25 protein-coding genes are annotated in these 24,347 nt (G+C 71.5%); 11 read left to right on the top strand and 14 right to left on the bottom strand.

What is annotated here, in order from left to right; genetic code table 11:
• The first annotated feature begins 149 nt into the window (after nt 1–149).
• Nucleotides 150–1,706 carry an ABC transporter substrate-binding protein gene (locus ABZ915_RS27440; RefSeq protein ID WP_361808549.1) on the top strand — a complete coding sequence of 519 codons (1,557 nt, stop codon included), beginning with the start codon at nt 150–152 and terminating at the stop codon, nt 1,704–1,706.
• Between the two features lie 10 nt (nt 1,707–1,716).
• Here ABZ915_RS27440 and ABZ915_RS27435 read toward each other — a convergent pair whose 3' ends face one another.
• Together ABZ915_RS27435 and ABZ915_RS27430 are read right to left on the bottom strand one after the other, a co-directional pair.
• Nucleotides 1,717–3,195, bottom strand: a complete 1,479-nt coding sequence (locus ABZ915_RS27435; protein ID WP_361808546.1) for a HAMP domain-containing sensor histidine kinase — start codon at nt 3,193–3,195, stop codon at nt 1,717–1,719.
• On the bottom strand, nt 3,192–3,878 hold the full coding sequence (locus ABZ915_RS27430) for a response regulator transcription factor (RefSeq protein ID WP_361808544.1): 687 nt from the start codon (nt 3,876–3,878) through the stop codon (nt 3,192–3,194). Before ABZ915_RS27430 ends, ABZ915_RS27435 begins: the two co-directional genes overlap by 4 nt.
• 165 nt (nt 3,879–4,043) lie before the next feature.
• On the opposite strand from ABZ915_RS27430, the gene ABZ915_RS27425 reads away from it, so the two are divergent.
• Entirely contained in the window at nt 4,044–6,476 is a 2,433-nt protein-coding gene (locus tag ABZ915_RS27425; RefSeq protein WP_361808541.1) for an MMPL family transporter, read from the top strand.
• Here the strand turns inward: ABZ915_RS27425 and ABZ915_RS27420 are convergent.
• The 10 genes from ABZ915_RS27420 to ABZ915_RS27375 form a co-directional block, all read right to left on the bottom strand.
• Nucleotides 6,473–7,096 (bottom strand): Uma2 family endonuclease, encoded by a 624-nt coding sequence (locus tag ABZ915_RS27420; RefSeq protein WP_361808538.1) that lies wholly within the window; start codon nt 7,094–7,096, stop codon nt 6,473–6,475. The two genes, ABZ915_RS27425 and ABZ915_RS27420, sit on opposite strands and share 4 nt — an antisense overlap.
• A gap of 90 nt (nt 7,097–7,186) precedes the next feature.
• Nucleotides 7,187–7,909 (bottom strand): TetR family transcriptional regulator, encoded by a 723-nt coding sequence (locus tag ABZ915_RS27415; RefSeq protein ID WP_361808535.1) that lies wholly within the window; start codon nt 7,907–7,909, stop codon nt 7,187–7,189.
• 10 nt (nt 7,910–7,919) lie between these two features.
• Nucleotides 7,920–8,414 (bottom strand): DCC1-like thiol-disulfide oxidoreductase family protein, encoded by a 495-nt coding sequence (locus ABZ915_RS27410; RefSeq protein WP_361808532.1) that lies wholly within the window; start codon nt 8,412–8,414, stop codon nt 7,920–7,922.
• On the bottom strand, nt 8,411–8,818 hold the full coding sequence (locus ABZ915_RS27405; protein WP_361808529.1) for a hypothetical protein: 408 nt from the start codon (nt 8,816–8,818) through the stop codon (nt 8,411–8,413). Before ABZ915_RS27405 ends, ABZ915_RS27410 begins: the two co-directional genes overlap by 4 nt.
• 115 nt (nt 8,819–8,933) lie before the next feature.
• Nucleotides 8,934–9,344: a VOC family protein gene (locus ABZ915_RS27400; RefSeq protein WP_361808526.1), complete on the bottom strand. Its 411-nt coding sequence runs from the start codon at nt 9,342–9,344 to the stop codon at nt 8,934–8,936.
• 160 nt (nt 9,345–9,504) lie between these two features.
• A complete protein-coding gene (locus tag ABZ915_RS27395) occupies nt 9,505–10,266 on the bottom strand; it encodes a succinate dehydrogenase iron-sulfur subunit (protein ID WP_361808523.1) in 762 nt (253 codons plus the stop codon).
• Entirely contained in the window at nt 10,266–12,020 is a 1,755-nt protein-coding gene (gene sdhA / locus ABZ915_RS27390) for a succinate dehydrogenase flavoprotein subunit (protein WP_361808521.1), read from the bottom strand. The genes ABZ915_RS27395 and sdhA overlap by 1 nt, the downstream gene beginning before the upstream one ends.
• A gap of 19 nt (nt 12,021–12,039) precedes the next feature.
• Nucleotides 12,040–12,522: a succinate dehydrogenase hydrophobic membrane anchor subunit gene (locus tag ABZ915_RS27385; protein ID WP_361808518.1), complete on the bottom strand. Its 483-nt coding sequence runs from the start codon at nt 12,520–12,522 to the stop codon at nt 12,040–12,042.
• Between the two features lie 6 nt (nt 12,523–12,528).
• Nucleotides 12,529–12,909 (bottom strand): succinate dehydrogenase, cytochrome b556 subunit, encoded by a 381-nt coding sequence (gene sdhC, locus ABZ915_RS27380; RefSeq protein ID WP_043406142.1) that lies wholly within the window; start codon nt 12,907–12,909, stop codon nt 12,529–12,531.
• 168 nt (nt 12,910–13,077) lie between these two features.
• A complete protein-coding gene (locus ABZ915_RS27375; protein ID WP_361808515.1) occupies nt 13,078–13,605 on the bottom strand; it encodes a 2-oxo-4-hydroxy-4-carboxy-5-ureidoimidazoline decarboxylase in 528 nt (175 codons plus the stop codon).
• A 203-nt stretch (nt 13,606–13,808) separates the two neighbouring features.
• On the opposite strand from ABZ915_RS27375, the gene ABZ915_RS27370 reads away from it, so the two are divergent.
• From ABZ915_RS27370 to ABZ915_RS27360, 3 genes are all read left to right on the top strand, one after another.
• A complete protein-coding gene (locus ABZ915_RS27370) occupies nt 13,809–15,452 on the top strand; it encodes a glycoside hydrolase family 20 protein (protein ID WP_361808512.1) in 1,644 nt (547 codons plus the stop codon).
• A gap of 117 nt (nt 15,453–15,569) precedes the next feature.
• The gene (locus tag ABZ915_RS27365; RefSeq protein ID WP_361808509.1) at nt 15,570–16,346 is read left to right on the top strand and encodes a DUF4328 domain-containing protein; all 777 of its coding nucleotides are present in this window, start codon (nt 15,570–15,572) and stop codon (nt 16,344–16,346) included.
• A gap of 76 nt (nt 16,347–16,422) precedes the next feature.
• Nucleotides 16,423–16,977 carry a hypothetical protein gene (locus ABZ915_RS27360; RefSeq protein ID WP_361808506.1) on the top strand — a complete coding sequence of 185 codons (555 nt, stop codon included), beginning with the start codon at nt 16,423–16,425 and terminating at the stop codon, nt 16,975–16,977.
• A gap of 33 nt (nt 16,978–17,010) precedes the next feature.
• Here ABZ915_RS27360 and ABZ915_RS27355 read toward each other — a convergent pair whose 3' ends face one another.
• Nucleotides 17,011–17,499 carry a DUF1877 family protein gene (locus ABZ915_RS27355; protein WP_361808503.1) on the bottom strand — a complete coding sequence of 163 codons (489 nt, stop codon included), beginning with the start codon at nt 17,497–17,499 and terminating at the stop codon, nt 17,011–17,013.
• A gap of 189 nt (nt 17,500–17,688) precedes the next feature.
• Between ABZ915_RS27355 and ABZ915_RS27350 the strand changes: the two genes are divergently transcribed.
• From ABZ915_RS27350 to ABZ915_RS27330, 5 genes are all read left to right on the top strand, one after another.
• Complete coding sequence (locus tag ABZ915_RS27350) at nt 17,689–18,090, top strand: hypothetical protein (RefSeq protein ID WP_361808501.1); 402 nt, start codon at nt 17,689–17,691, stop codon at nt 18,088–18,090.
• 122 nt (nt 18,091–18,212) lie between these two features.
• The gene (locus ABZ915_RS27345) at nt 18,213–18,815 is read left to right on the top strand and encodes an RNA polymerase sigma factor (protein WP_361809085.1); all 603 of its coding nucleotides are present in this window, start codon (nt 18,213–18,215) and stop codon (nt 18,813–18,815) included.
• Nucleotides 18,812–19,549, top strand: a complete 738-nt coding sequence (locus ABZ915_RS27340) for a hypothetical protein (protein ID WP_361808498.1) — start codon at nt 18,812–18,814, stop codon at nt 19,547–19,549. Before ABZ915_RS27345 ends, ABZ915_RS27340 begins: the two co-directional genes overlap by 4 nt.
• 298 nt (nt 19,550–19,847) lie before the next feature.
• On the top strand, nt 19,848–20,510 hold the full coding sequence (locus ABZ915_RS27335) for an RNA polymerase sigma factor (protein WP_361808495.1): 663 nt from the start codon (nt 19,848–19,850) through the stop codon (nt 20,508–20,510).
• Nucleotides 20,510–21,583, top strand: coding sequence for a hypothetical protein (locus ABZ915_RS27330; RefSeq protein ID WP_361808492.1), 1,074 nt, complete (start codon nt 20,510–20,512; stop codon nt 21,581–21,583). The genes ABZ915_RS27335 and ABZ915_RS27330 overlap by 1 nt, the downstream gene beginning before the upstream one ends.
• A 227-nt stretch (nt 21,584–21,810) precedes the next feature.
• Here the strand turns inward: ABZ915_RS27330 and ABZ915_RS27325 are convergent, their stop codons facing one another.
• A complete protein-coding gene (locus tag ABZ915_RS27325) occupies nt 21,811–22,632 on the bottom strand; it encodes a L,D-transpeptidase family protein (protein ID WP_361808489.1) in 822 nt (273 codons plus the stop codon).
• A gap of 82 nt (nt 22,633–22,714) precedes the next feature.
• Here ABZ915_RS27325 and ABZ915_RS27320 point away from each other — a divergent pair, with 82 nt between their 5' ends.
• Nucleotides 22,715–24,295, top strand: coding sequence for a methylmalonyl-CoA mutase family protein (locus ABZ915_RS27320; protein ID WP_361809082.1), 1,581 nt, complete (start codon nt 22,715–22,717; stop codon nt 24,293–24,295).
• Nucleotides 24,296–24,347: the final 52 nt, after the last annotated feature.

The following is a 24,347-nucleotide window of genomic DNA, read 5'->3' as shown; positions in this document are numbered from 1 at the left end:
ACAACACCGGGGTAAGTTCTTGCCCATCCCGGCAGATTGCTCTTCCCCCGCGTCAAACACGTGTGGTTAGGTGAGCCGCGCCACTAGGGGGTGGCGCTTTTGTGCAGGGCCTGGGTAGGGCTCGGGCAGGGCCTGGGGAGGGCACCACCATGCGATCTGTTCGCATGCGGATTCTTACGACTTTTCTCGTTCTGGCAGCCGTGGGAGTCGGTGGCTGGCAGTTACTTCCGTCACGGGAGGACACGGACAAGACCATCACGGTCGGCACGACGGACGCCGTCACCTCGCTCGACCCGGCCGGCGCCTACGACGCGGGCTCCTGGGCACTGTACGGAAACGTCTTCCAGTCACTGCTGACCTTCGAGCCGGACGGCGTCACACCCGTCCCGGACGCGGCGAAGAGCTGCACGTTCGTCGGCAGCGGGCTGACGACCTACACGTGCGAGCTCCGTGCCGGGATCACCTTCCCGAGCGGCCGGGCGATGACCGCGGAGGACGTGAAGTACTCCTTCGACCGGGTCAAGAAGATCAAGTCCGAGGTCGGCCCGGAGTCCCTGTTCTCCACCCTCGGCTCGGTGACCACCGAGGGCGACACCGTCACCTTCCACCTCTCGTCACCGGACGCCACGTTCCCGTTCAAGGTGGCCACCGGGGCCGGTTCGATCGTCGACCGGGAGAAGTACCCGGCGAACGGCCTGCGGACCGGCAGCGAGGTCGACGGCACCGGCCCGTACCGGCTCACCGGGTACACCAAGGACGAGCGGGCCACCCTGAAGCCGAACTCCTCCTACAAGGGCGACGTGAGCGGCGCCGGCCGCCCCGTCGAGCTGCGCTACTACGGCGACTCCGGGAAGCTGAACACCGCCTGGAAGGCCAAGCGGATCGACGTGGCCACCCGCACGCTGCCGCCGGGCGTCCTGTCCGGCCTGTCGGCCAGCGACCCGGGCCGGCGCGTCACGGAGTCCGACAGCTCCGAGACCCGCAACCTCTACCTCGCCACCCGCCAGAGCTCCCCGCTGCACGACGTGCGCGTCCGGCGGGCCCTGGCCTGGCTGGTCGACCGGGAGCAGCTGGCCGCGAAGGTGTACGACGGCACCGTCGACCCGCTGTACTCGCTGATCCCGGCCGGCCTCACCGGCCACTCCACGTCGTTCTTCGACGACTACCCCAAGCCGAGCACCGAGAAGGCACGGCAACTGCTCACCGAGGCCGGTGTCACCACCCCGGTGCACTTCACCTTCGGCTACGGCAAGGGCCGCGGCGCCGCCGCCGAGGAGGCCGCGCAGCTGAAGAAGCAGCTGGAGGCCGGCGGCCTGTTCAAGGTGGACGTCAAGGGCTACGAGTGGACCGACTTCCAGAAGCGCTGGGCGGACGGCAAGCTGGACGCCTGGGCGGTCGGCTGGGTCGCCGACTACCCCGACCCGGACACCTTCGGCGCCTCGCTCGTCGGCACCGACTCCACGATGCACACCGGCTACAGCAACAACCTCGTCGACCACCTGATCACGGACAGCCAGCAGTACGCCGACCGCAGCCGGGTCGCCCAGGACTTCCGCACCCTCCAGGAGGACGTGGCCAAGGACGTGCCGCTCATCCCGCTGTGGCAGCGCAAGGAGTACGTCGTCAGCAACGAGGACGTCGGCGGCGGCCAGTACCTCGTCGACGGCACCGGCCTGTTCCGGCTGTGGCGCCTGGAGTGGATCTGACGCGGGCGGTTCACGACCGTACGGGCGTGCGCTCCGGCAGGGTCACCGTCACCGCGAGTCCCTCGCCGGGCGCCGTCCGCACCGCCACCTCGCCCCCGTGCGCGTGCACCACGCCCTGCACGATGGCCAGGCCCAGCCCGCTGCCCGCGCCGCCGCCCGCCCGGAAGAACCGGTCGAAGACGCGGGCCGCGTCCTCCTCGGCCAGCCCGGGACCCTCGTCGGCGACGCACAGCCGCACCACCCCGTCCGCGCGCACCCCGTCCGCGCGCTCCACCCCGTCCACGCGCTCCACGCCGAGCCGCACCGGCACGTCGGCGGGCGTGTGCGTGCGGACGTTGGCCAGCAGGTTGCCCAGCACCTGTCTCAGCCCCGACTCGTCGGCGCGCACCAGCAGCACCCCGTCCGCGGCCACGGTGACCGGCCGGTCCGGCTGCTGCACCCTGAGGTCCTCCGCGGCCTCCCGCACCAGACGGCTGACGTCGACGTTCTTCAGGCGCAGTTCGGGCCGCTGGTCGAGGCGGGCGAGGGTGAGCAACTCGTCGACGAGCCGGCCCATGCGGTCGGCCTCCGCGTTCATCCGGTCCCAGGCGCGCTTCCGCTCACCCGGCTCGCTCAGCATCCCCTTGTCGTACAGCTGGAGGTAGCCGCGTATCGCCGCGAGCGGGGTGCGCAGCTCGTGCGAGGCGTCGGCGACGAAGCGGCGCAGCTGGGCCGCGGAGCGCTCGCGCGTGCGGTACGCCGACTCCACCTGGTGGAGCATGGAGTTGAGGGCCAGCCGCAGCTGCTCGACCTCCTGCGTCGGATGGTGGCTGGAGGGCACGCGCCGGGTGAGGTCGCCCTCGGCGATGGCGGACGAGGTCTCCACCATGTCCTCCAGCGGCCTGAGCCGGCGCCGCACGCTGAACATGGTCAGGCAGCACAGCATCGAGAGCAGCAGCGTGCCGACGGTCAGGTCGAGCTTGAGGGCCTTGGCTATGCCGTTGTGCAGGGCCTCGGTGGAGGTGGCCAGCAGGACGTACGGGCCGTCGGCGAGGCGGGTCGCGGTCACGCGGTAGGCGGCGCCGTGCACGGTGACGTCGTGCGGGGCGGGGTCCGCGGCGAGGGCGCGCGGGCTGGTGACGGCGGCGGCGAGGGAGCGCTGGGCTTCGGTGGGCTGGATGTCGAAGAGGGCGAGCGGCTTCCCGCGGCCGTCGACGGCGGTGAAGATCGAGTCCGGTGTGGGCTGCTGGTCCGCGTGCTGGGGCGCGACGCGGTCCCGGACGAAGTCCAGCACGCGCAGCGAGTCGACCTGTTGCAGGGTCAGTCCCGAACTGCCCAGCGAGCCCCGCATCTTGATCAGCTCGGTGTCGATCTGGCCGATCAGGTAGTGCCGCATCCCCATCACGCTGACCGCGGTGGCCAGCACGATGCCGACGGCGAGCAGCCCGACGTTGGCCAGGGTGAGCTTGCCGCGCAGGGAGTGCACCCCGTGCCTGGCGCGTGGCCTCATGCGAGCCCGTATCCGACCCCGCGCCGGGTGGTGATCACCGGCGGGCCCAGGGCGTCGAGCTTGCGCCGCAGATAGCTGATGTACGTCTCCACGACGGTCGACTCCGGCGGGACGTGCTCGTACTGCCAGACGTGGCGCAGCAGTTGCTCCTTCGGCACGATCCGGCCGCCGTTGCGCACCAGGAACCGCAGCAGCGCGTACTCGGTCGGGGTCAGCTCGACCGTGCGGCCCGCGCGGTGCACCGAGTACGTCGTCTCGTCCAGCTCCAGATCGCCGTATCTGAGGGGCGGGCGCTCGGGGATGACGTCGGCCGGGCGGGTGCGGCGCAGCACCGCGCCGATCCGGGCGACGACCACGTCGATGTCGAACGGCTTGGTGATGTAGTCGTCGCCGAAACCGAGCGCGCCGACTATCTCGGCGGGGGAGTCGCGCGCGGTGAGGAACATCAGCGCCAGATCCGGCTGCCGGGCGCGCAGTTCGCGGCCCAGGGCGCGGCCGTCCCCGTCCGGCAGCATGACGTCGAGCAGGGCGGCGTCGGGCCGGGTGCGCTCGGTGAGCGCGAGGGCCTCGCGGACGCCGCCCGCGGTCATCACCTCGAAGCGGTGGTAGCGCAGGGCGATGGCGAGGACGTCCGCGATGCTCTCCTCGTCCTCCACGACCAGCACGGTTCCTGGAGCCGTCATGCCCCCAGTATCGGCGGGGCCACTGACAGCGGGGGCGGATCGAGCTTTGGAGTTCCTTGAGAGTCATGCGTGTCGTCTGCCCACGCGCGCGTGCCGCTGCCGATCCTGGAGCCAGGACCTGGGGGACCGACCGAAGAACTGACGACCTTCTAAGGAGCGTTGAGCGTGACGGCATGGGCACGGTGGTGCTACCGGCACCGGCTGGTGGTCCTGTTGTTGTGGGTGGGGGCGCTGTTCGGCCTGGGCTTCGCGGCCTCGACGGCGGGCACGGACTACGCGAATGTCTTCTCCCTCCCGAACACGGACTCCAAACGGGCGTACGACCTGATGGAGAAGGCCTTCCCGGACAGCGCGGGCGACACCGACACGGTGGTGTGGAAGACCGACGGCGGATCGGTGCGCGACGCGTCCGTGAAGTCCCGCGTCCAGCCCGCGCTGGACGAGATCGCGAAGATGAAGGGCGTCGGCGAGGTCGCCGGCCCCTACACGGGCGCCCGGGGGGCGGCGCAGATCAGCCGGGACGGGCGGATCGCCTACGCCCGGATCACGTTCACCGAGCAGGCCAACGCCGTACCCAAGGAGCTCGTCCAGAACGTCGTCGACACCGCACAGAAGGCCGAACGCGGCGGTCTAGAGGTCGAGTTGGGCGGACAGGCCATCCAGCGGGTGCAGGAGCCGCCCCAGGGGCTGTCGGAGATGGTCGGCATCCTCGCCGCGGCCGTCGTGCTGTTCCTGGCCTTCGGCTCGTTCCTCGCGATGCTGCTGCCGATCGGGATCGCGGTCTTCGGCGTCGGCACGGGCATGTTCTCCGTCCAGCTGCTCAGCCACACCACCGACATCCCCGACCTGGCGCCGCTGCTGTCCTCCCTGATCGGCCTCGGCGTCGGCATCGACTACGCGCTGTTCATCGTCACCCGGCACCGGCGCGGCATCACGCGGGGCATGGACCCCGAGGAGTCGGCGGTCACCGCCCTCAACACCTCGGGCCGGGCGGTGCTGTTCGCGGGCGGCACGGTGTGCATCGCGCTCGCCGGCATGCTGGTGACGAACCTGCGCTTCCTGGACGGCGTGGTCATCGGCACCTCGCTCACGGTCGTGCTCAGCGTCCTCGCGGCCACCACCCTCCTCCCCGCCCTGCTGGGCTTCCTCGGTCCGCGCGTGCTCAGCCGCAGGCAGCGGCGCCGGCTCGCCGCCACGGGCCCGGAGCCGGAGCAGGAGAAGGCCAGCAGCCTGGCCGCCCGCTGGTCGGTGACGGTGCAGAAGCGCCCGCGGACGATCGCCGCCCTCGCCCTCGTCGTCATGGCCGTCCTCGCCCTGCCGGTGCTGTCCCTGCGCCTGGGCGCGACGGACCAGGGCAACGACGACGCGTCCACCACGACCCGCAAGGCCTACGACCTGCTCGCCGAGGGTTTCGGGCCGGGCTTCAACGGCCCGCTCCAGGTGGTCGTCTCCAGCGGTGACACGACCGCCCTGGTGAAGGACATCCAGGCGACCAAGGGGGTCGCCCAGGCCGGCGCGGTGCCCGCGCGCGGGGGCGTGACGGTCGTGCAGGTGGTCCCGACGACGTCACCGCAGTCGAAGGAGACCGACGACCTCATCGACACCCTGCGGGACGAGGTGATCCCGAAGGCGAAGGTGCAGGCCCACGTCGGCGGGGTCACCGCGATCTCCAAGGACTTCGCGTCCGTCACCGGCGACCGCCTCCCCTACTTCATCGCGACGATCATCGGCCTCGGCTTCCTGCTCCTGCTGGTCGCCTTCCGCTCCCTGGTGGTGCCGCTGACGGCCGCCGTGATGAACCTGATCGCGGCGGCGGCCTCCTTCGGCGTCCTCGTCGCGATCTTCCAGTGGGGCTGGGGCCTGAGCCTGCTCGGCCTCGGCAAGGAGGGCCCGATCAACGCCTTCCTGCCGGTCATCATGCTGTCCCTGCTCTTCGGCCTGTCCATGGACTACCAGGTGTTCCTGGTCAGCCGGATGCACGAGGAGTGGGTGCACACGAAGGACAACGCGCGGGCGGTCCGGGTCGGCCTGGCCGAGACCAGCCGCGTGATCAACTCCGCGGCCCTGATCATGGTCTGCGTCTTCATGGCCTTCGTCCTCAGCGGCGACTCGGGCGCGGCGATGGCGGGCGTGGGTCTGGCGGCCGCGGTCGCGCTGGACGCGTTCATCCTGCGTACGGCACTGGTGCCGGCCGCGATGCACCTGATGGGGAAGGCCAACTGGTGGCTCCCGGAGTGGCTGGAGAATCGCCTGCCGCACCTCGCGGTGGAGCCGAAGGAGGAGCCGGCGGAGGCCGTACCACCCGCCGAGGGCACCGGGCGTGCCGCCTCGGTGGTCCACGGCTATGTCCGCACGCCCGACGGCGAGCCGGTCGAGGACGCGGCGGTGACCCTGCTCTCCAAGGGCGGACGCCAACTGGACCGCGTGACGTCCCTGGCGGACGGTTCGTACATCGTCTCGGTACCGGGCCCGGGGTCCTACCTGCTCGCGGTGACGGCGGGGGCGCACGGCTCCAGGGCGCGGCACGTGGTCGTGGGGGACAGGCCGCTGGTGTACGACGTGGAGGTGGCGGAGGGGGAGGTGGACGCGGTCAATTAAGCGTCGGGTTCGCCCACCTTCAAAATCTGCCTGACGTCCAAGCTGACCTTGGCGCCGATGAACTCGGGCAAGGTGACGACCTCGCCGGGGGCGTGGATGCGATGAGTCGCGTACGCGTCCTTGGTGAGGCCGGTGAGAACGTGGAGGCGTTGGTGCTTTCGGTCGACGATGACGTAGACAGGGACCATCGCCTTGGCGTAGGTGGCGACCTTGGTCCGCAGGTCCTGTTGGTAGTTGTTGGAGGTGACCTCCAGGACGAGGCGGAAGCACGCAGGGTCGTAGCAGCCATTCTCGGCGCGGTGCTCACGGTAGTCCGCATCGACCAAGGAGAGGTCTGGGACTGCGTAGTCCTCCGGCCCCTCCGGGAGAGCCAGCCCGATGCCCTGGATCAGCCTGGACTGCTTGCCATGCAAGCCCGCCGCGAGAAACGGAAGCGTGAGGTCGGTGAGGACATCCCCATGGGGGCCGTCGGGCGGTGGGGTCACGAGGAGCTGGCCTCCGATGACCTCGACGAGGTAGCCCGGCATGCGGTCCCTGAGCAGGTCAGCAGCTTCGGTGAGCGTCATCGGCCGACTGTCGCACGCCGGACGTTCGGAGTACTCGACGGATGCTGCGGACATCGCGTGCCTCCCGTGGGCTGGTGTCGAGAGCATCATCGTAGGCAGGCCCGCTGTCAGATGTCCCCTTCGCGCCCGTTCACCCGACAGTGATCACTCCCCCTGCCGCCCCCGTCCCGCCGGATCCGGCAGCGCCTTCGTCATCCCGGGCAGGAAGTCCGTGAACAGCTCGTGCACCTCCCGCACCAGCGGCCGCAGCACCCGGAACCGCGCCAGGTACACGCCCCGCGCGGTGAGCCGCGCCCCCCGCTCGGCCAGCCGGTAGCTCCGCTCCCGCCCCTCCGTCCGGTCGAAGATCCAGTACAGGACCAGCCCCATCTGCGAGAGCCACATCAACTCGGGCAGGATGTCCCGCAGTTCCTCCGGGACCTTGGTCTTCGTGCCCGCCAGCACCTCGCGGTGGACGCTGATGGCCTCCACGCGCGCGTGCTCGGACTCGGGGGAGAAGGGGCTGAGCGGGCTGTCGGGGTCGGCGGCGTTCTTGAAGAACTGCACCGCGAACTCGTGGTACGGCGTCGCGATGTCCAGCCAGACCCGCAGCACGCCCGCGAGCCGTGCCTCCAGGTCGGTCTCCCGGTCCAGGACCTCCCGGACCGCCACCCTGTGTTCGGCGGCGATCCGGTCGTAGAAGCCCTGGATCAGGTGCTCCTTGCCCTCGAAGTAGTAGTACGCGTTGCCGACGGAGACGCCGGCCTCCTTGGCGATGGCCCGCATGGTCGTCTTGTCGTAGCCCCGCTCCTGGAACAGCCGCATAGCCGTCTCCAGGATCAGCGCGCGGGTCTGCTCGGACTTGCTGGCTTCGTTCTTCGCGGACACGGACAAGAGCCTAACGACTGCCGCAGGTCCCGCTGTCACAGCCCGGCGGGGCATAGGCCCAGCCCCGGCTCGGGTGGTACGACCACCCGTCCGCCCGCCGGTACGCCTTACCGCCCCACTGCCCTCCCCGCCACCTCGCCGCCGCCAGCACCGCGCCCTTGGCCAGCGCCGCCCCGGCCGGAGTGCTGAGCCGGTGGGCGAGCGGACGGTGCTCGCGCAGTGCCCACAGGACGACGACCCAGGCGGCCGCGCCCCGGTAGATCTGCCCGGCGTCCCCCACCACGGTGACCTCGTCGAGGGTCCCGCCGTGGTCCAGCCCCGGGAACCGCGCACGTGCCTCGTCGGAGCCCGCCGGGACCAGTTCCAGCGGCACCAGCTGCCGCTGCCGTACGAGCCAGTCCCGTACGTAGGCGCACAGGGCGCAGTCGGCGTCGTACAGCACGGTCAGCCCGCGGACCGGGACGCGCACGGCGCCCCGGTCCCCGGCGGTGGCCACCGCGCTCACGCCCCGGCCGACGGCGCGGCCCAGCCCTGCGGCGCGACGGGCGGGATCTGCTCCCGCTCCATGATCCCGCGCCGGCGGATCCGGTTCAGCACGTACACGTTGCCCAGGTGCATCACCCCGAGCACCAGCAGCACCACGCCCAGCTTGGTCGACAGCGCCTCGAAGATCCCGCGGGTGTCCTCGATGGTCTCGTCGCCGCTCAGGTACAGCGCCACGAAGCCGAGGTTGACCAGGTAGAAGCCGACCACCAGGAGGTGGTTGACGGCGTCGGCGAGCTTCTCGTTCCCCTGTAGCACGTCCGCGAGGAACACCCGCCCGTTCTGGCTGAGCGTCCGGGCCACCCAGATGGTCAGCGCGATGCTGACGACCAGGTAGATGACGTAGGCGATGACCGTGCGGTCCATGCCCCCACCCCTTCTCGACACTTCTTGAACGCGTTCAAAACACTGACAGCAGAGACTGTAGACCTGTTTTTGAACATGTTCAACTCGGTTGGGGGGGGTGGCCGTGGGCCGTGCGTCAGGGGCGCCGGCCGAGCTCCGGCCGCTTGGTGTAGTCCGTGAAGCCGAGGACGTTCCCCCACGGGTCGGCGACCTCCACGGTCCACCCCGTGGCCGTGGAGAAGGGCTCGTCGAGCGGCTCGATCCCGGCGTCGGCGAGCCTGCGGACCGCCGTGCGGGCGTCCGGCACCTCCAGCCACAGCCGGGTCGAGGGCCAGGCCGGCGGCCGGTGCCCCAGCCCGTGCTCCACCCGCAGCAGAATCCCGGGGGTCTCGCCCCCGACCTTCAGCAGTGCGATACCGGCCTCGTCGAACCGGAACCCCACGACGAAACCGGCCCGCTCGTAGAACTCCACGGCCTCACCGAGGTCCCCGACGGGCAGCAGCGCGTTGTCGAAACCGAGCAGTTCGTAGGACTCTTCATCTGACATGCCATCAGATTAAGTTGGCAGGCCCGTGGACCGGGGAGGCCGAACCGTCCGGGTCACTCACCCGGCCCAGACGATTCCACGACGGAAAGCCGAAGGCCCCGTTCCCCGGCGGGCAGCCGGGGAACGGGGCCTTCTGATGTCTACCGCTGACCGGTGAAGGTCAGTACCGGCGGGTGATCAGCGCTCGCTTGACCTCCGCGATCGCCTTCGTGACCTCGATGCCGCGCGGGCAGGCGTCCGTGCAGTTGAAGGTCGTGCGGCAGCGCCAGACGCCGTCGCGGTCGTTGAGGATCTCCAGGCGCTGCTCGGCGGCCTCGTCGCGCGAGTCGAAGATGAAGCGGTGCGCGTTGACGATGGCGGCCGGGCCGAAGTACTGGCCGTCGTTCCAGAAGACCGGGCAGGAGGACGTGCAGGCGGCGCAGAGGATGCACTTCGTCGTGTCGTCGAAGCGCTCGCGGTCCTCGGCCGACTGGAGGCGCTCACGCGTGGGCTCGTTCGTGTCCTTCGTGATGAGGAAGGGCATGACGTCCCGGTACGCCTGGAAGAACGGCTCCATGTCCACGACCAGGTCCTTCAGGACCGTCAGGCCCTTGATGGGCTCGACCGTGATCGGCTTCTCGGGGTTGATGTCCTTGATCAGCGTCTTGCACGCCAGGCGGTTCTTGCCGTTGATCCGCATGGCGTCGGAGCCGCAGATGCCGTGGGCGCAGGAGCGGCGGAAGGTCAGCGTGCCGTCGACGTCCCACTTGATCTTGTGGAGGCCGTCGAGGACGCGCTCCTTCGGGTCGATCTCCAGCTGGAAGTCTTCCCAGGTCGCCTCGGCCGAGACCTCCGGGTTGAAGCGGCGGACCCGGAAGGTGACCGTGATGTACGGGGACGCGGCGGACTCGGCCTCCACCTTGTCCATAACGGGGGTTGCCATCAGTACTTACGCTCCATCGGCTGGTAGCGGGTCTGGACGACCGGCTTGTAGTCCAGGCGCACGGTCTCGGTGCCGTCGTCGCCCACCTCGCGGTACGCCATGGTGTGGCGCATGAAGTTGACGTCGTCGCGGTTGGGGTAGTCCTCGCGGTAGTGACCGCCGCGCGACTCCTTGCGGGCCAGGGCGGAGACCGCCATGACCTCGGCCAGGTCCAGCAGGTTGCCCAGCTCGATGGCCTCCAGCAGGTCGGTGTTGAACCGCTTGCCCTTGTCCTGGATCGCCACGTTCTTGTAGCGCTCGCGCAGCTCGGCGATCTTCTCGACCGCCGTCTTGATCGTCTGCTCGGTGCGGAACACCATGACGTTGGCGTCCATGGTCTCCTGGAGCTCACGGCGCAGGACCGCTACCCGCTCGTTGCCCGTGGAGGTGCGCAGGCGCTCGATCTGCTCGACGACGAGGGTCTCCGGGCTCTCCGGCAGCTCGACGTAGTCGGCCTTCTGGCTGTACTCCGCCGCCGAGATACCGGCCCGCTTGCCGAACACGTTGATGTCCAGCAGGGAGTTCGTGCCGAGACGGTTGGCGCCGTGCACCGAGACGCAGGCGACCTCGCCGGCCGCGTACAGGCCCGGGACGACCGTGGTGTTGTCGATCAGGACCTCACCCTCGACGTTCGTCGGGATGCCGCCCATCGCGTAGTGCGCGGTGGGCTGGATCGGGATCGGGTCCGTGTAGGGCTCGATGCCGAGGTACGTACGCGCGAACTCGGTGATGTCGGGCAGCTTGGCGTCCAGCTGCTCCGGCGGGAGGTGCGTGAGGTCCAGGTAGACGTGGTCGCCCTCGGGACCGCAGCCGCGGCCCTCGCGGATCTCCGTGTAGATGGAGCGGGAGACGACGTCACGGGACGCGAGGTCCTTCATGACCGGCGCGTACTTCTCCATGAAGCGCTCGCCGTCCTTGTTGCGGAGGATGCCGCCCTCACCGCGGGCGCCCTCCGTCAGCAGGATGCCCATGCGCCAGATGCCGGTCGGGTGGAACTGGAAGAACTCCATGTCCTCCAGCGGCAGACCCCGGCGGTAGACGGCCGCCTGGCCGTCACCGGTCAGCGTGTGGGCGTTCGACGTCACCTTGAAGAACTTGCCGCAGCCGCCGGACGCGTAGATCACGGCCTTCGCCTGGAAGACGTGGATCTCGCCCGTCGCGAGCTCGTACGCGACCACACCCGCCGACCTCTTGACGCCGTCGACCTCGGTGATCAGCTGGTCCAGGACGTAGAACTCGTTGAAGAACTCCACGCCCTCCTTGACGCAGTTCTGGTACAGCGTCTGGAGGATCATGTGGCCGGTGCGGTCGGCCGCGTAGCAGGAGCGGCGGACGGGCGCCTCACCGTGGTTGCGCGAGTGACCGCCGAAGCGGCGCTGGTCGATCGTGCCGTTCGGGGTGCGGTTGAACGGCAGGCCCATCTTCTCCAGGTCGAGGACCGAGTCGATGGCCTCCTTCGCCAGGATCTCGGCGGCGTCCTGGTCGACCAGGTAGTCACCGCCCTTGACCGTGTCGAAGGTGTGCCACTCCCAGTTGTCCTCCTCCACGTTGGCCAGCGCGGCGGCCATGCCGCCCTGCGCGGCGCCCGTGTGGGAGCGGGTGGGGTACAGCTTGGTCAGCACGGCGGTGCGGCTGCGCTTCGTCGACTCGATGGCGGCGCGCATACCGGCGCCACCGGCGCCGACGATGACGGTGTCGTACTTGTGGATCTTCATGATTCTCGCAGCCCCGTGCCTAGCGGATGTTCGGGTCGAAGGTGAAGATCACCAGCGTGCCCAGCAGGATGGTGAACACCGTGGCGGTGTAGAGCAGGCCCTTGAGCCACAGCCGGGTGTTCGCGCGCTCCGCGTAGTCGTTGATGACCGTGCGCAGGCCGTTGGCGCCGTGCAGCATGGCGAGCCACAGCATCAGCAGGTCCCAGACCTGCCAGAACGGGGACGCCCAGCGGCCCGCCACGAAGGCGAAGCCGATCTTGGAGACGCCGCCGTCCAGGACGAGCTGGATCAGCAGGTGGCCGATGACCAGGACGACCAGGACGACGCCGGACAGGCGCATGAAGAGCCAGGCGGCCAGTTCGAAGTTGCCCCGAGTGGACTTGGGGGTCTTCTTGGTGCGCTGGCGCGGGGCCTCGATGAGGGGCGCCGGGTTGTCGACGTTGTAGAGCGAGCCGCCTTCGACGGGGCCGATCCCGGACGCGGTGGTTTCAGTCGTGGACATGCGGCGTCAGCTCCCGAAGAGGACTCGAGCGGCGTGGCCGAGGACCGGGTAGATCGCGCCGGCCATCAGGACGACCCAGACGCCGACGACGGTCCACAGCATCTGCTTCTGGTAGCGCGGGCCCTTCGACCAGAAGTCGACGGCGATGACGCGCAGGCCGTTGAGCGCGTGGAAGAGGATGGCGGCGACGAGGCCGTACTCCAGCAGCGCGACGATCGGCGTCTTGTACGTGGCTACGACCTTGTCGTAGTCCTCGGGGGAGACACGCACGAGAGCGGTGTCCAGCACGTGAACGAACAGGAAGAAGAAGATGAGGACGCCGGTGACTCGGTGAGCCACCCAGGACCACATTCCTTCCCGGCCGCGGTACAGCGTTCCAGCCGGCACGGAAGAACCCTCCGGGAGCGGGGACTAGGGCCGCGCCGGCTTCGGTTGTCGGTCGGGCCCGGCCGGGTACGGTCCACCGGCCCTCAGCATCGTATCGAGACGTTGGGGCTGGGCTCCGCGGGGGGTTGGCGGTGTGATCAAACTGGCATCTAAAGGTGCACGGACGGGCTATTTAGGGGCGGCTGGTGGGGTGGGGTTCACCAGAGCGCTGATCAAACGCCCTCTTGCGAGGCGCCGTAGCTCCTCTGCCGCCACTACGCGTTCCTCGTCCGGATCGTTTGCCAATCGTGATCGGATGCCTTCGAGGATGCGGTCGAGGGCTTCCTCCGGTGCGACGTCACCCAGATAGATGACGAACACATGTCCGAAACGGGCCTCGTAGGCCGCGTGGGCCGCGCTCAGGGCGGTGTGGGCCGCCGAGTACGTGTCCTCGGGCAGGGCCGGCAGGGACTCCGCCGCCAGGGCTTCCGCGAGGTCGGTCGGGGACAGGTCGTAGGCCGCCTCGTCCGCCGCGGCCAGGAGGGAGTCCAGGTCCGGGTAGGGGCGGTGGTCCGCGATGCGGTGGGCCCAGCGGAGGCTGTGCAGGCAGGTCAGGAGGGTGGCGTGGGCCTCGTCGGCGGGCGCGGTGTTGAACCCCTCGACTGCGGCGACGGACGGCGGGGTGCGGGTCTGTCCGGGGAGTGCCGGTATGGCCACTCGCCCGGAGGGGTACGGGTGCGCAGGCAGCGTGGGTCCTCGCGTCACATGTGGTGTGGCTGGGGATCTTGTGAAAGGTGTGTCATCAACGTTATCGAGAATGGTCACGGCGTGTCCGAGCGATGCCCGAATTTCACTCGAACGGGAGAGTTTCGGAGTCTGTGGGTGACGGGGAGTCGGCGGCCGGGCCGTAGGTTGGGGACGTGAGCCAGCACAGGCGCCGGGCGCCGGAGCAACAGGTGAGGCGGAGGCGGGCGGTGATCGTCGCCGCCTTCGTCGGCACGGTCGGGCTCGGCGTGGGAGTCGGGTTCTGGGCCTCGGCCGACGGCGGCGGCGAACCCGGCGGGGGCGCGCGGCGGTCCACGGACACCGGGGCCGCCTCCGCGTCGGAGAAGCCGAGCCCCACGCCCAGCCGCTCCTACCCGATGTCCCAGGCGCCCCGCACGATCCCCGCCGTACGCTCCCACACCCCCGCCCGCGGCCCCGGCTGGCGCCCGGCGCACGGCGAGCGCGTGGTGGTGGGCGACGCCGACCTGGCCGACGAGGGCAAACTGATCGCCGGTGAGCTGGGCCTGTCGTACGCGGGCGAGCGGGACGACGTGCGCGCCGGGGACGTACGGCTGGCGCTCAACGACGACGAGGGCGCGAACCCGGAGTCGTACTCCATGACCGTGCGCGGCGGCCGCGTGAACATAAGCGGGCCCGCCGACGCGGGCGTCTTCTACGGCACGCGCACCCTCAAGCAGGAGGTCCACGGCGGCGGTACGGCCCCCGAGGGCGTCGTGCGCGACCAGCCGGCCAAGCCGCGGCGCGGATTCAACCTGGACATCGCCCGCAAGCCGTACTCCGCCTCCTGGATCGAGGACCGCGTCAAGGAGCTCGGCGATCTGAAGTTCAACGAGCTGGGGCTGCACTTCTCCGACGACCAGGGCTTCCGGATCGAGTCCACGAGCCATCCGGAGATCGTCTCCAAGGACCATCTGACCAAGGCACAGGTCAAGCGGATCGTGGACCTCGCGGCCAGCCGGCACATCGAGGTCGTCCCCGAGATCGACTCGCCCGGACACCTCGGCGCCGTCATCGCCGCCCACCCCGATCTACAGCTGCGCAACGCGCAGGGCGTCCCCACGCGCGGGGCGGTCGACATCTCCAAGGACAGTGCCGCGGCGGTCGTGGACGACCTGCTCGACGAGTACGCCGGGCTGTTCCCGGGTTCCGAGTGGCACCTCGGCGGCGACGAGTACCAGGCCCTGACCGTCGCCGACCCGCAGGCCTCCTACCCGCAGCTGGCCACCGCCGCGCGGAAGGCCTACGGCGCCGGCGGAACCGTCTCCGACCTCGCCACCGGCTGGCTGAACGACCGCGCCGGCACCGTCCGCGCCCACGACCGCACGATGCGGGTGTGGAACGACGGGTTCTTCCGGGGGTCGTCCGTGCAGCCCGCGAAGGACCTCCAGGTCGCGTACTGGACCGGCAAGGAGATCGGCGCCCGGCAGCCGGTGGAGTACCTGAGCGCGGGCCGGAAGGTCCTCAACTACAACGACGAGTTCCTGTACTACGTCCTCGGGGAGCCGCAGACCTTCGTCTACCCGACGGGGCAGCGGATCTACGAGCAGTGGAACCCGAGGGTGCTGCGCGGCACCACCGCCGTCCCCTCGCGCTACGACGGCCAGATCCTCGGCGGGTCCTTCGCGGTGTGGAGCGACTTCCCGAACGCCCAGACCGAGGCGCAGGTCGCCGCGGGCATCCGGATGCCGCTGCGGGCGACCGTGCAGAAGCTGTGGGACCCGGGCAAACCGGCGCTTTCCTGGGCGGAGTTCCGGAAGCTGGCGGACCGGCTGGGCTGAGCGCCGCCGTATCCCGGTGGACGCGCGGCGGCGGCCGACCGTATCTTCCGCATGCCGCGCGGGCGCCTCAGGGGAGAGTCGCGCCCGGCGTCTCGACCACACCCCGGGGGACCCGCCGTGATCTGCTCACGCTGCCACCATTTCGCCGCCGCGCCCGGCGGCACCCTGTGCGCCCGCTGCGCCGGTACGCCGGAGCCGCCCGCCCAACTGTTCGCCGGGGTGCCCACCGCCTGGCTGCGCTCGCCGGTCGGGCTGGGCCGCGCCGCGGCGGCGGTGCTCGGGCTCGTCATCGCCACCGACCTGTTCGCGATCCACGCGGACCTCCTCCAGTTCGACGTCTCGGGCGACCTCGTGGACGGCGCCTACGGCACGGCCGTCGCCCGGCGCGCCGACCACGCCGACGCCGTCTACAACGCCGCCGGCATCGCCCAGACGGCCGCGCTGATGACCAGCATCGTCGTCTACCTGTGCTGGTTCTACCGGGTCCGGGTCAACGCCGAGGTCTTCCATCCCTTCGGGCACAGCAAGAAGCGCGGCTGGGCGATCGGCGCCTGGTTCACCCCGGTGGTGAACCTCTGGATGCCGCGCCGGATCACCCTCGACATCTGGGACGCCAGCAGCCCCTGGGGCGCGCCCCGCTCGCACGCGCCGGTCAACGCCTGGTGGACGCTGTGGATCATCTCGCTCCTCGCCGACCGGGCCTCGTTCAGCGCGTACCGCCGGGCCGACGGCGCGCAGGGGCTCCACGACGCCGCCCGGCTGATGCTGTTCTCCGACGCCGTCGACATCGCGGCCGCCGCGCTCGCCGTCTTCGTCGTGCTGCGTCTGACCGGCATGCAGCGGCGGAAGGCGCTCGGCGGGCCCTCTCCGATGGCCGAAACCATGTCCCTGTGACACTCCCGGGCCGTCGCACGCAGTAAGGGGAAGTGCGGGCTCCGTAAAGGTCGGCGCCCTGGCGAGGGAGGCTTCCATGAGCCTGGTGGAACTGATCGCTCAGGCCGACGAACGCGGACTGGCTGCCAGCGGACTGGCTTGTTTGGACCGGTGCGTGCCCCTGTTGGGCGGCGACGACGAGGTCCTGCGGCCGCTGTGGGGGAGCCTCGCGGACACCGGCGACTGGGCGGAGGGCCTCAGCCAGGCACGTGCCGCGCTCGGCTCCGCCGACCCGGGCGGCCCGGTCGAGGACGAGGCCGCGGGCCTGGCCCGCCGGATGCTCGACGCCGCACCCGCCGAGTACACCGGCGCCGGGGCGCGGGCCTGGGCCGACGCCTGCTCCGTGGCCTCCCTCCAGATCCACCGGATCCTCGACCCCGCCGCCGACGCCTCCTCCGTCGACTCCCGCCGCGAGGGCAGCACGGAGGGCATGCCACCCCTGGTCGCCGCCGAGCTGCGCCGCCAGCTCACCGTGCTGGAACTGCTCGCCGCCCACGGACCGGCCGGCCTCCGCGGCGCCCTGGAGACGACCACCGAGGGCCGCCGAGTCCTGCGCGCCGTGGTGTCCCGGCGAGCCAGGGGGCGCGGCTAGGGCCGGACAGGCCCTGGAGGGCCTGACTCCGGCTCACAGCACGATCCACTTCACCACCGCCTCACCGCACGCCGAGGCGTGGGCGTAGAACCTTGCGAGGTCGCGGTGGGCCGCCGCGAAGACGCCGCGGGTCTGCGGCTCGGTGGCGGGGCCGCCGTACCGGGGGAGCAGTTCGTCGCGGGACCCGTGCCACAGGGACGCGAAGTCGGCCGAGGCGAGGAAGGCGGCGACGGCGGCGGTCTCGGCCGCGGTCAGCAGCAGGAACGGGGGCAGTCCGTGCGCCGAGTGGAAGACCGCGCGGCCGCCGAGGACGACCTGGGCGGCCGGGTCGTCCTCCGCGAGGTCCGGGGGCGAGCCGGCGTACAGCAGCTCGTGGTCCAGGTAGCGCTGGTCCAGCACCTCCTCCCGGCACAGGCCGATCCGCTCCCGGACGGTCTCCCAGTCGTCCTCGAACAGCCGCTCCAGCGAGCGCACGTCGTCTCGTAACTCCCCGGGCGGCACCGCGCGGAGATGGAAGCACATAGTCATCATGATCAGGAGCGCACGGGAGGCCCCGAACATCACTCCCGGCCCAAACCCGCGAGGCCGGGCAGGTCCTGTGACAGTCCTGCGGCGGAGGCGGGTCGGTGTTGCGCCGATCGCGGAATCGGCCCGGATCGGCGTGACGGAAGACCCGCCTGACCCGCTCTCTCCTATGTGACTACCCAGTACGTGACTGAACAGCAGCAGCAGACGAGGCCGCATGCCGCGGCGAAGCCCGTGCGGTGGGCGGCCGACGCGGTGGCGACCATGCGCGAGGGCGCGCGGGTGCGGCTCGACTACTCGGCGCAGAGCCTGTGGCGGGTCGACCGGATGATCGAGGAGATACGGCGCGAGGGCGCCCCTCCCGAGGCGGTGCGGGACGTGCTGCGCGGCTTCGGGGCGTACGCCGGTGAGGTGATCGTCCGGCAGACCGGCGCCGAGTGGTGGGCGTCCGGCGGCGAACACTGGCTCCGCACGCCCGACGGGCGCCTGTGGGACCCGGTCGACGAGGCCCAGCGCTGCTACGGCGGAAACGGGTCGCTGCGGCTGCTGTGCCGGGACGCCATCGCGGGGACGGGACAGCAGCACTGAGAGCACCGGCACGGCGTACCGCGACGGCCGGCGCTGTGACACTTCCCTGGGCTCCGACGCTGATGACCTTGAGGCACCGCACTGAGGAAACGGTTCTTGGCCAGGGAGGGGACACCGGCCGCGTGCAGGCGTACGACGGGGAACTGGGCGCGGCCGTCGCGCGGGCCCAGGAGGGCGACGAGGCGGCCTTCGCCGTGGTGTTCCGGCTGGTGCAGCCGGGCCTGCTCGGCTATCTGCGCGGCCTGGTCGGGGACGAGGCCGAGGACGTGGCCTCCGACGCCTGGCTGGAGATCGCCCGTGACCTGGGCCGGTTCAAGGGCGACGGCGCGGGGTTCCGCGGCTGGAGCGCGACCATCGCCCGGCACCGCGCCCTGGACCATCTGCGCCGCCGGCGGGCCCGGCCCCGGGCGACCGAGCTGGAACAGGACGTACTGGAACTCCCCGGCCGGCACAGCACCCATGAGCAGGCCCTGGAGTCCATCTCCACCGCGGACGCGCTGGCCCTGATCCGCCGGCTGCCGCGCGACCAGGCCGAGGCCGTACTGCTGCGCGTGGTCGTCGGGCTCGACGGCCCCGCCGCCGCCCGGGTGCTCGGCAAACGCCCCGGCGCGGTGCGCACGGCCGCGTACCGCGGGCTGAAGCGGCTTTCCGGGCTGCTGGGTGCGGCGGAAGCGGCGGAGGGTGTGACGGGCGGCGGACCCGGCACGCCGGGGGAGCCGAAGTGACCGAGGGCGGCGGCCCCCGCCGCACCGGAATGGACGCGCACATGGGTGAACGCCACGACGGAGGCGGCCCATCCCCCCGGCGGCACGTCGAGGAACTGCTCGGTGCCGCGCTGCGCGAGCACGGCGTCGACGCGGCGGCCGAGCGGCGTGCCGCCGAAGCCTTCCGGAGTGCGCGGGACGCCGGGGCGCCGCGGACCCGGCGCCGGGACGACTGGCGGCCCCGCGAGCGGGCGCATGTGCTGCGTTCGGCGCGGGCGACGGTGCTGATGCTGCTGGCGAGCCTGACCCTGGGCGGGGTGGCGGTCGCCGCCATCGGCGCGGCCGGCTCCTCCGGCGGGGCCTCCGCCGACCGGCCCCGCCCCGACGCGCCGGCCGGGACACCGGACCGCACCGCCGGGCGGACACGGTCCGCCGCGCCCGCCGCCCCCTCGTCCGGACCGGCGTCGACCGAGCACCCGGCCACCGCCAAGGACACCCTGGCCCACTGCCGTGCCTACGAGCAGGTCACGGACCACGGCAAGGCGCTGGACGCGACGGCCTGGCAACGGCTGGTCGCGGCGGCCGGCGGTGAGGCGAACGTCGCCTCCTACTGCGCCGGGCGGATCGCGGCGGCCACGGACGACGGCAAGGACCCCGTGGCCAAGGGCGCGACCAAGGCGGCGAAGAAGCCGGGCACGGGCCGGAGCACGGAGAAGACCGGCCGGACGGGTGGAAAGGCCGGGGCGAAGAAGTGACGGCGCGCCCCGCGCCGTTCGCCGCCAAGGCAACGGCCGGGGCCGCCACCCCCCACAGGAGAGGCCCCGGCCGTCGCGCGGCACGGACCGCGCGGCGGCCCGTACTTGCTACAGCGCCGTGAGTGCGTTTTCTGTCACACCCCGCCACGGTCCACCGCGTCACGAGTTAGTTGCATCTTGGACGGACGTGGACGAGGAGCGGTTTCAGGTCGTAACGTGCCTTTCGCGTCGAGCGCGAATGCATGATCACTGCAACGATCGGCGGCCTCGAGGCCGCGACCATCTATCGAGGAACCAGGTGCTGGGGGACGACGCGGAGCTGACCGCCGCGGTACGTGCGGCACAGGCCGGGGACGAGACCGCGTTCCGTACGGTCTACCGCGCGGTGCAACCGCGGTTGCTCGGGTACGTACGGACGCTGGTCGGCGACCCGGACGCCGAGGACGTCGCGTCCGAGGCCTGGCTACAGATAGCCCGTGACCTGGAGCGTTTCAGCGGGGACGCGGACCGCTTCCGCGGCTGGGCGGCCCGTATCGCCCGCAACCGCGCCCTGGACCACATACGGATGCGCGGCCGCCGCCCCGCGATCGGCGGCGACGAGACCGAGCTGACCGGCCGGCCCGCCGAGTCCGACACCGCGGGCGAGGCGATGGAGGCCCTGGCCACCGACAGCACCCTCTCCCTCATCGCGCGCCTCCCGCAGGACCAGGCCGAGGCGGTCGTGCTGCGCGTGGTCGTCGGCCTCGACGCCAAGAGCGCGGCCGAGACGCTCGGCAAGCGCGCGGGCGCCGTACGCACCGCCGCGCACCGTGGCCTGAAGCGGCTCGCGGAGCTGCTCGGCGAGGATCCGGAATCCGCGGCCAGGCTCGACGCGCTGCCGCCCCAGCGAGAACCACGCCGCCGCGCGGTGACGTCCGCCACTGTGACGCATACGCGTCCGCGGACGCAGAAGGACATGTGATGGCCGACGAGCAGTACAGGTGGCTGAACCGCAAAGCGGCAGAACGTCTACTGCGCGGCGAGTCGCTCGAAGCCGTCGACTCCTCCGCCCGTGAACAGGCCGAACGGCTCGCCAAGACCCTTGGCGCCCTGTCCGCCGACGCCACCGTGGCCGACACCGAACTCCCCGGCGAGGAAGCGGCGCTGGCCGCGTTCCGGAAGGCGCGCGAGGCCCGCGAGGACGCCGCCGCGCAGTCCGGCGCCGGTCACGCGAGCGGCGCGCCCGACGGACCCGCCGACGGCGGACTGATCCGCATCGGCGGCCGGCCCCGCGCCGCACGCCGCCCCGCCTGGGCCCGCCCGGTGCGCCTGGCGCTCACCGCCGCGCTGGCCGTGGGCACGCTCGGCGGGGTCGCGATGGCCGCCGGCAGCGGGGTGCTGCCGACGCCGTTCCGCGACGAGACCCCCGGGCCCGCCGCCTCCGCCTCGGGCACCGGGACCCCTGATCGCCCGCCGGCCTCGCCCTCCCCGGACGGCACCCCGGGCGGCACGTCCGGTCTGCTGCCCCCGAGCGGCGGCGCGAGCGGCCCCCCCGGCGCCGGCACCTCGCCCGGTGCGAGCCGGGACAACCAGGCCAGGGGCGGGGCCACCGGCTCGTCCGACCCCTCCCACGGCGCCGGCGCCTGGTGGAGCGGCGCGCGCTCGGCCTGCCGCGACATCCGGGCCGGCCGGGAACTCGCCCCGGACCGCAAGCGTGTCCTGGAAGGGGTGGCGGGCGGCTCCACGCGCGTGTGGAAGTACTGCAAGGGCGTCCTGGAGTCGTCCGGCAACACGAGCGGTGACGGGGACCGGCAGGGCGACGACGGCCACAGCGGCAAGGGCGGCGAGGACGGTCACGGCGGCAGGGGCGGGCAGAACGGCAACGGCGGCCAGGGCGGCGGTGACGACGACGGCCACATAGGGCCGGGCGGCAACGACCACCACCGCCAGGGAGGCTTCGCCACGCCTTCCCCCACGGCCTTCGCCCCGCTGTCGCCGCAGCGCCCGCGGACCCCCGAACCCCCGTCGCCGAGCCCGACGTACACCGCGCTCTGAACCTCCCGGCGCACGGCTGTGACCTGCGCTTTCTCGGTCCGGGAAACTTTTTTGGGGTAGCGCGTAACGTTTTCGGCCCCCGGTACGCAGTAGAGAGTGAGCCGACTGGTCATCGGCCGTCGCACTGAGCCGGGGTTCCCCCCGTACCTACGGCTCGTGCACCTGGCGCGGGCGGGACACGTTCCCCCGGTCCCGCCCGCGCCCCGCAGTTCCCCACCCCTCGGCGCTCACCAGGAGACGACGACCTTGTCGCCGTCCCTCACCTGCGCGAACAGATCCGCGATCGCCGCCTCGTCCCGCACGTTGACGCAGCCGTGGGAGCCGCCGGCGTATCCGCGCGCGGCGAAGTCGTACGAGTAGTGCACCGCCTGGCCCCCGCTGAAGAACATCGCGTAGGGCATGGGGGAGTCGTAGAGCGTCGACACGTGGTGCCGTGACTTCCAGTAGATGTGGAAGACGCCCTCCCGGGTGGGGGTGTACTGGGAGCCGAAGCGGACGGACATGGTGGACACCGTCCGCCCGTCGATCATCCAGCGCAGCGTCCGGGTGGTCTTGCTGATGCACAGCACCCGGCCGGTCAGGCAGCGCGGGTCAGGCGCGGCGGCCGGCTGACCACCCATCAGGTACAGCTCCCACGTGCCCGGCTGGTGCGTCATGCCGATCAGCCGCCGCCAGGTGACGGTGTCGGTGCGGCCGGTCCGCGGCAGTCCGCGCTTGCGCTGGAAGCCCTTGACGGCCTGCTCGGTCAGATCGTCGTACGTCCCCGTCGGCCCGTCGAAGAGCCAGTCGATCTGCCGCAGCCGGGCCTGTAGCTCGCGTACGTCCGCGCCGCTGTCGCCGCGCGACCACAGCACGTCGGCCGGCGCGGGCGCGGGGGCGGCGCTCGACCCGTGGCCGGCGGGACCGGACGCCCGGCCGCTCGGCAGCCGGATGTGCACCGGTGAGCGCTGCTTGCCGTCGGCGTCCGGGGCCGGCACCGTGCAGCCGCAGAGGACGGCGAGCGCGACGGCGGAGCAGAGTGCGGCGGTCGAGCGTCCGATGCGACTCATGCCCCAGATGCTTCCCCGCGTGACCGCCGCCGAACAACGGGGCATGGTGAGGAGTACCGAACGCAACTCGGAGGCACACACCATGGCGCGTGAGTCGGAGTCCGGACTGCCGATCGAGCCGGTCTACGGACCTGAGGACCTGGCCGGCTGGGACCCGGCCGGGAAGCTGGGCGAGCCGGGCGCATACCCCTTCACCAGGGGCGTGTACCCCAGCATGTACACCGGCCGGCCCTGGACGATGCGCCAGTACGCCGGTTTCGGCACCGCCACCGAGTCCAACGCCCGCTACCGGCAGCTGATCGAGCACGGCACGACGGGCCTGTCCGTCGCCTTCGACCTGCCCACCCAGATGGGCCACGACTCCGACGCGCCCCTCGCGCACGGCGAGGTGGGCAAGGTCGGCGTGGCCATCGACTCGATCGACGACATGCGGGTGCTGTTCGGCGGGATCCCGCTGGGCGAGGTCTCCACGTCGATGACGATCAACGCGCCGGCGGCCCTGCTGCTGCTCCTCTACCAGCTGGTGGCGGAGGAACAGGGCGTTCCGGCGGACCGGCTGACCGGCACGATCCAGAACGACGTCCTGAAGGAGTACATCGCGCGCGGGACCTACATCTTCCCGCCGAAGCCCTCCTTGCGGCTCATCGCCGACATCTTCAAGTACTGCAAGGCCGAGATCCCCAGATGGAACACCATCTCGATCTCCGGCTACCACATGGCCGAGGCGGGCGCCTCGCCCGCGCAGGAGATCGCCTTCACCCTCGCGGACGGCATCGAGTACGTCCGTACGGCGGTCGCGGCCGGCATGGACGTCGACGACTTCGCGCCCCGCCTGTCCTTCTTCTTCGTCGCCCGTACGACGATCCTGGAGGAGGTCGCCAAGTTCCGGGCCGCGCGCCGGATCTGGGCCCGGGTGATGAGGGAGGAGTTCGGCGCGCGGGACCCCAAGTCGCTGATGCTCCGCTTCCACACCCAGACGGCGGGCGTCCAGCTGACGGCCCAGCAGCCCGAGGTGAACCTCGTCCGGGTCGCCGTCCAGGCCCTGGCGGCGGTGCTCGGCGGCACGCAGTCCCTGCACACCAACTCCTTCGACGAGGCGATCGCCCTCCCCACGGACAAGAGCGCCCGGCTCGCCCTGCGCACCCAGCAGGTGCTGGCCCACGAGACCGATGTGACCGCGACCGTCGACCCGTTCGCGGGCTCGTACGCCGTCGAGCGGATGACGGACGACGTGGAGGCGGCGGCCCTGGACCTGATGCGGGGGGTCGAGGACCTGGGCGGCGCGGTCGCGGCGATCGAGCGGGGTTTCCAGAAGGAGGAGATCGAGCGCAACGCGTACCGCATCGCCCAGGAGACGGACGCGGCCGAACGCGTCGTGGTCGGCGTCAACCGCTTCCGGTACGACGAGGCGGAACCGTATGAGCCGCTCCGCGTGGACCCGGCGATCGAGAGCCGGCAGGCGCAGCGGCTCGCCCGGCTGCGGGCGGAACGGGACCAGGGCGCGGTGGACTCGGCCCTCGCCGCCCTGAAGAAGGCGGCCGAGGGCGAGGACAACGTGCTGTACCCGATGCGGGAGGCGCTGCGGGCGCGGGCGACGGTGGGGGAGGTGTGCGGCGCCCTCCGGGAGGTTTGGGGGAGTTATGTGCCGTCGGATGCGTTCTGAACTGGGGTGTTCGTCCGAATGAGTGATCAGGAGCGAAGCCGGCACGGCCCCG

This window comes from Streptomyces sp. NPDC046915 (genome assembly GCF_040644935.1).
Classification (GTDB): Bacteria; Actinomycetota; Actinomycetes; order Streptomycetales; family Streptomycetaceae; genus Streptomyces.
The sequence above is the reverse complement of the archived record's forward strand: the minus strand, read 5'-3'. Positions and strand labels throughout refer to the sequence as shown.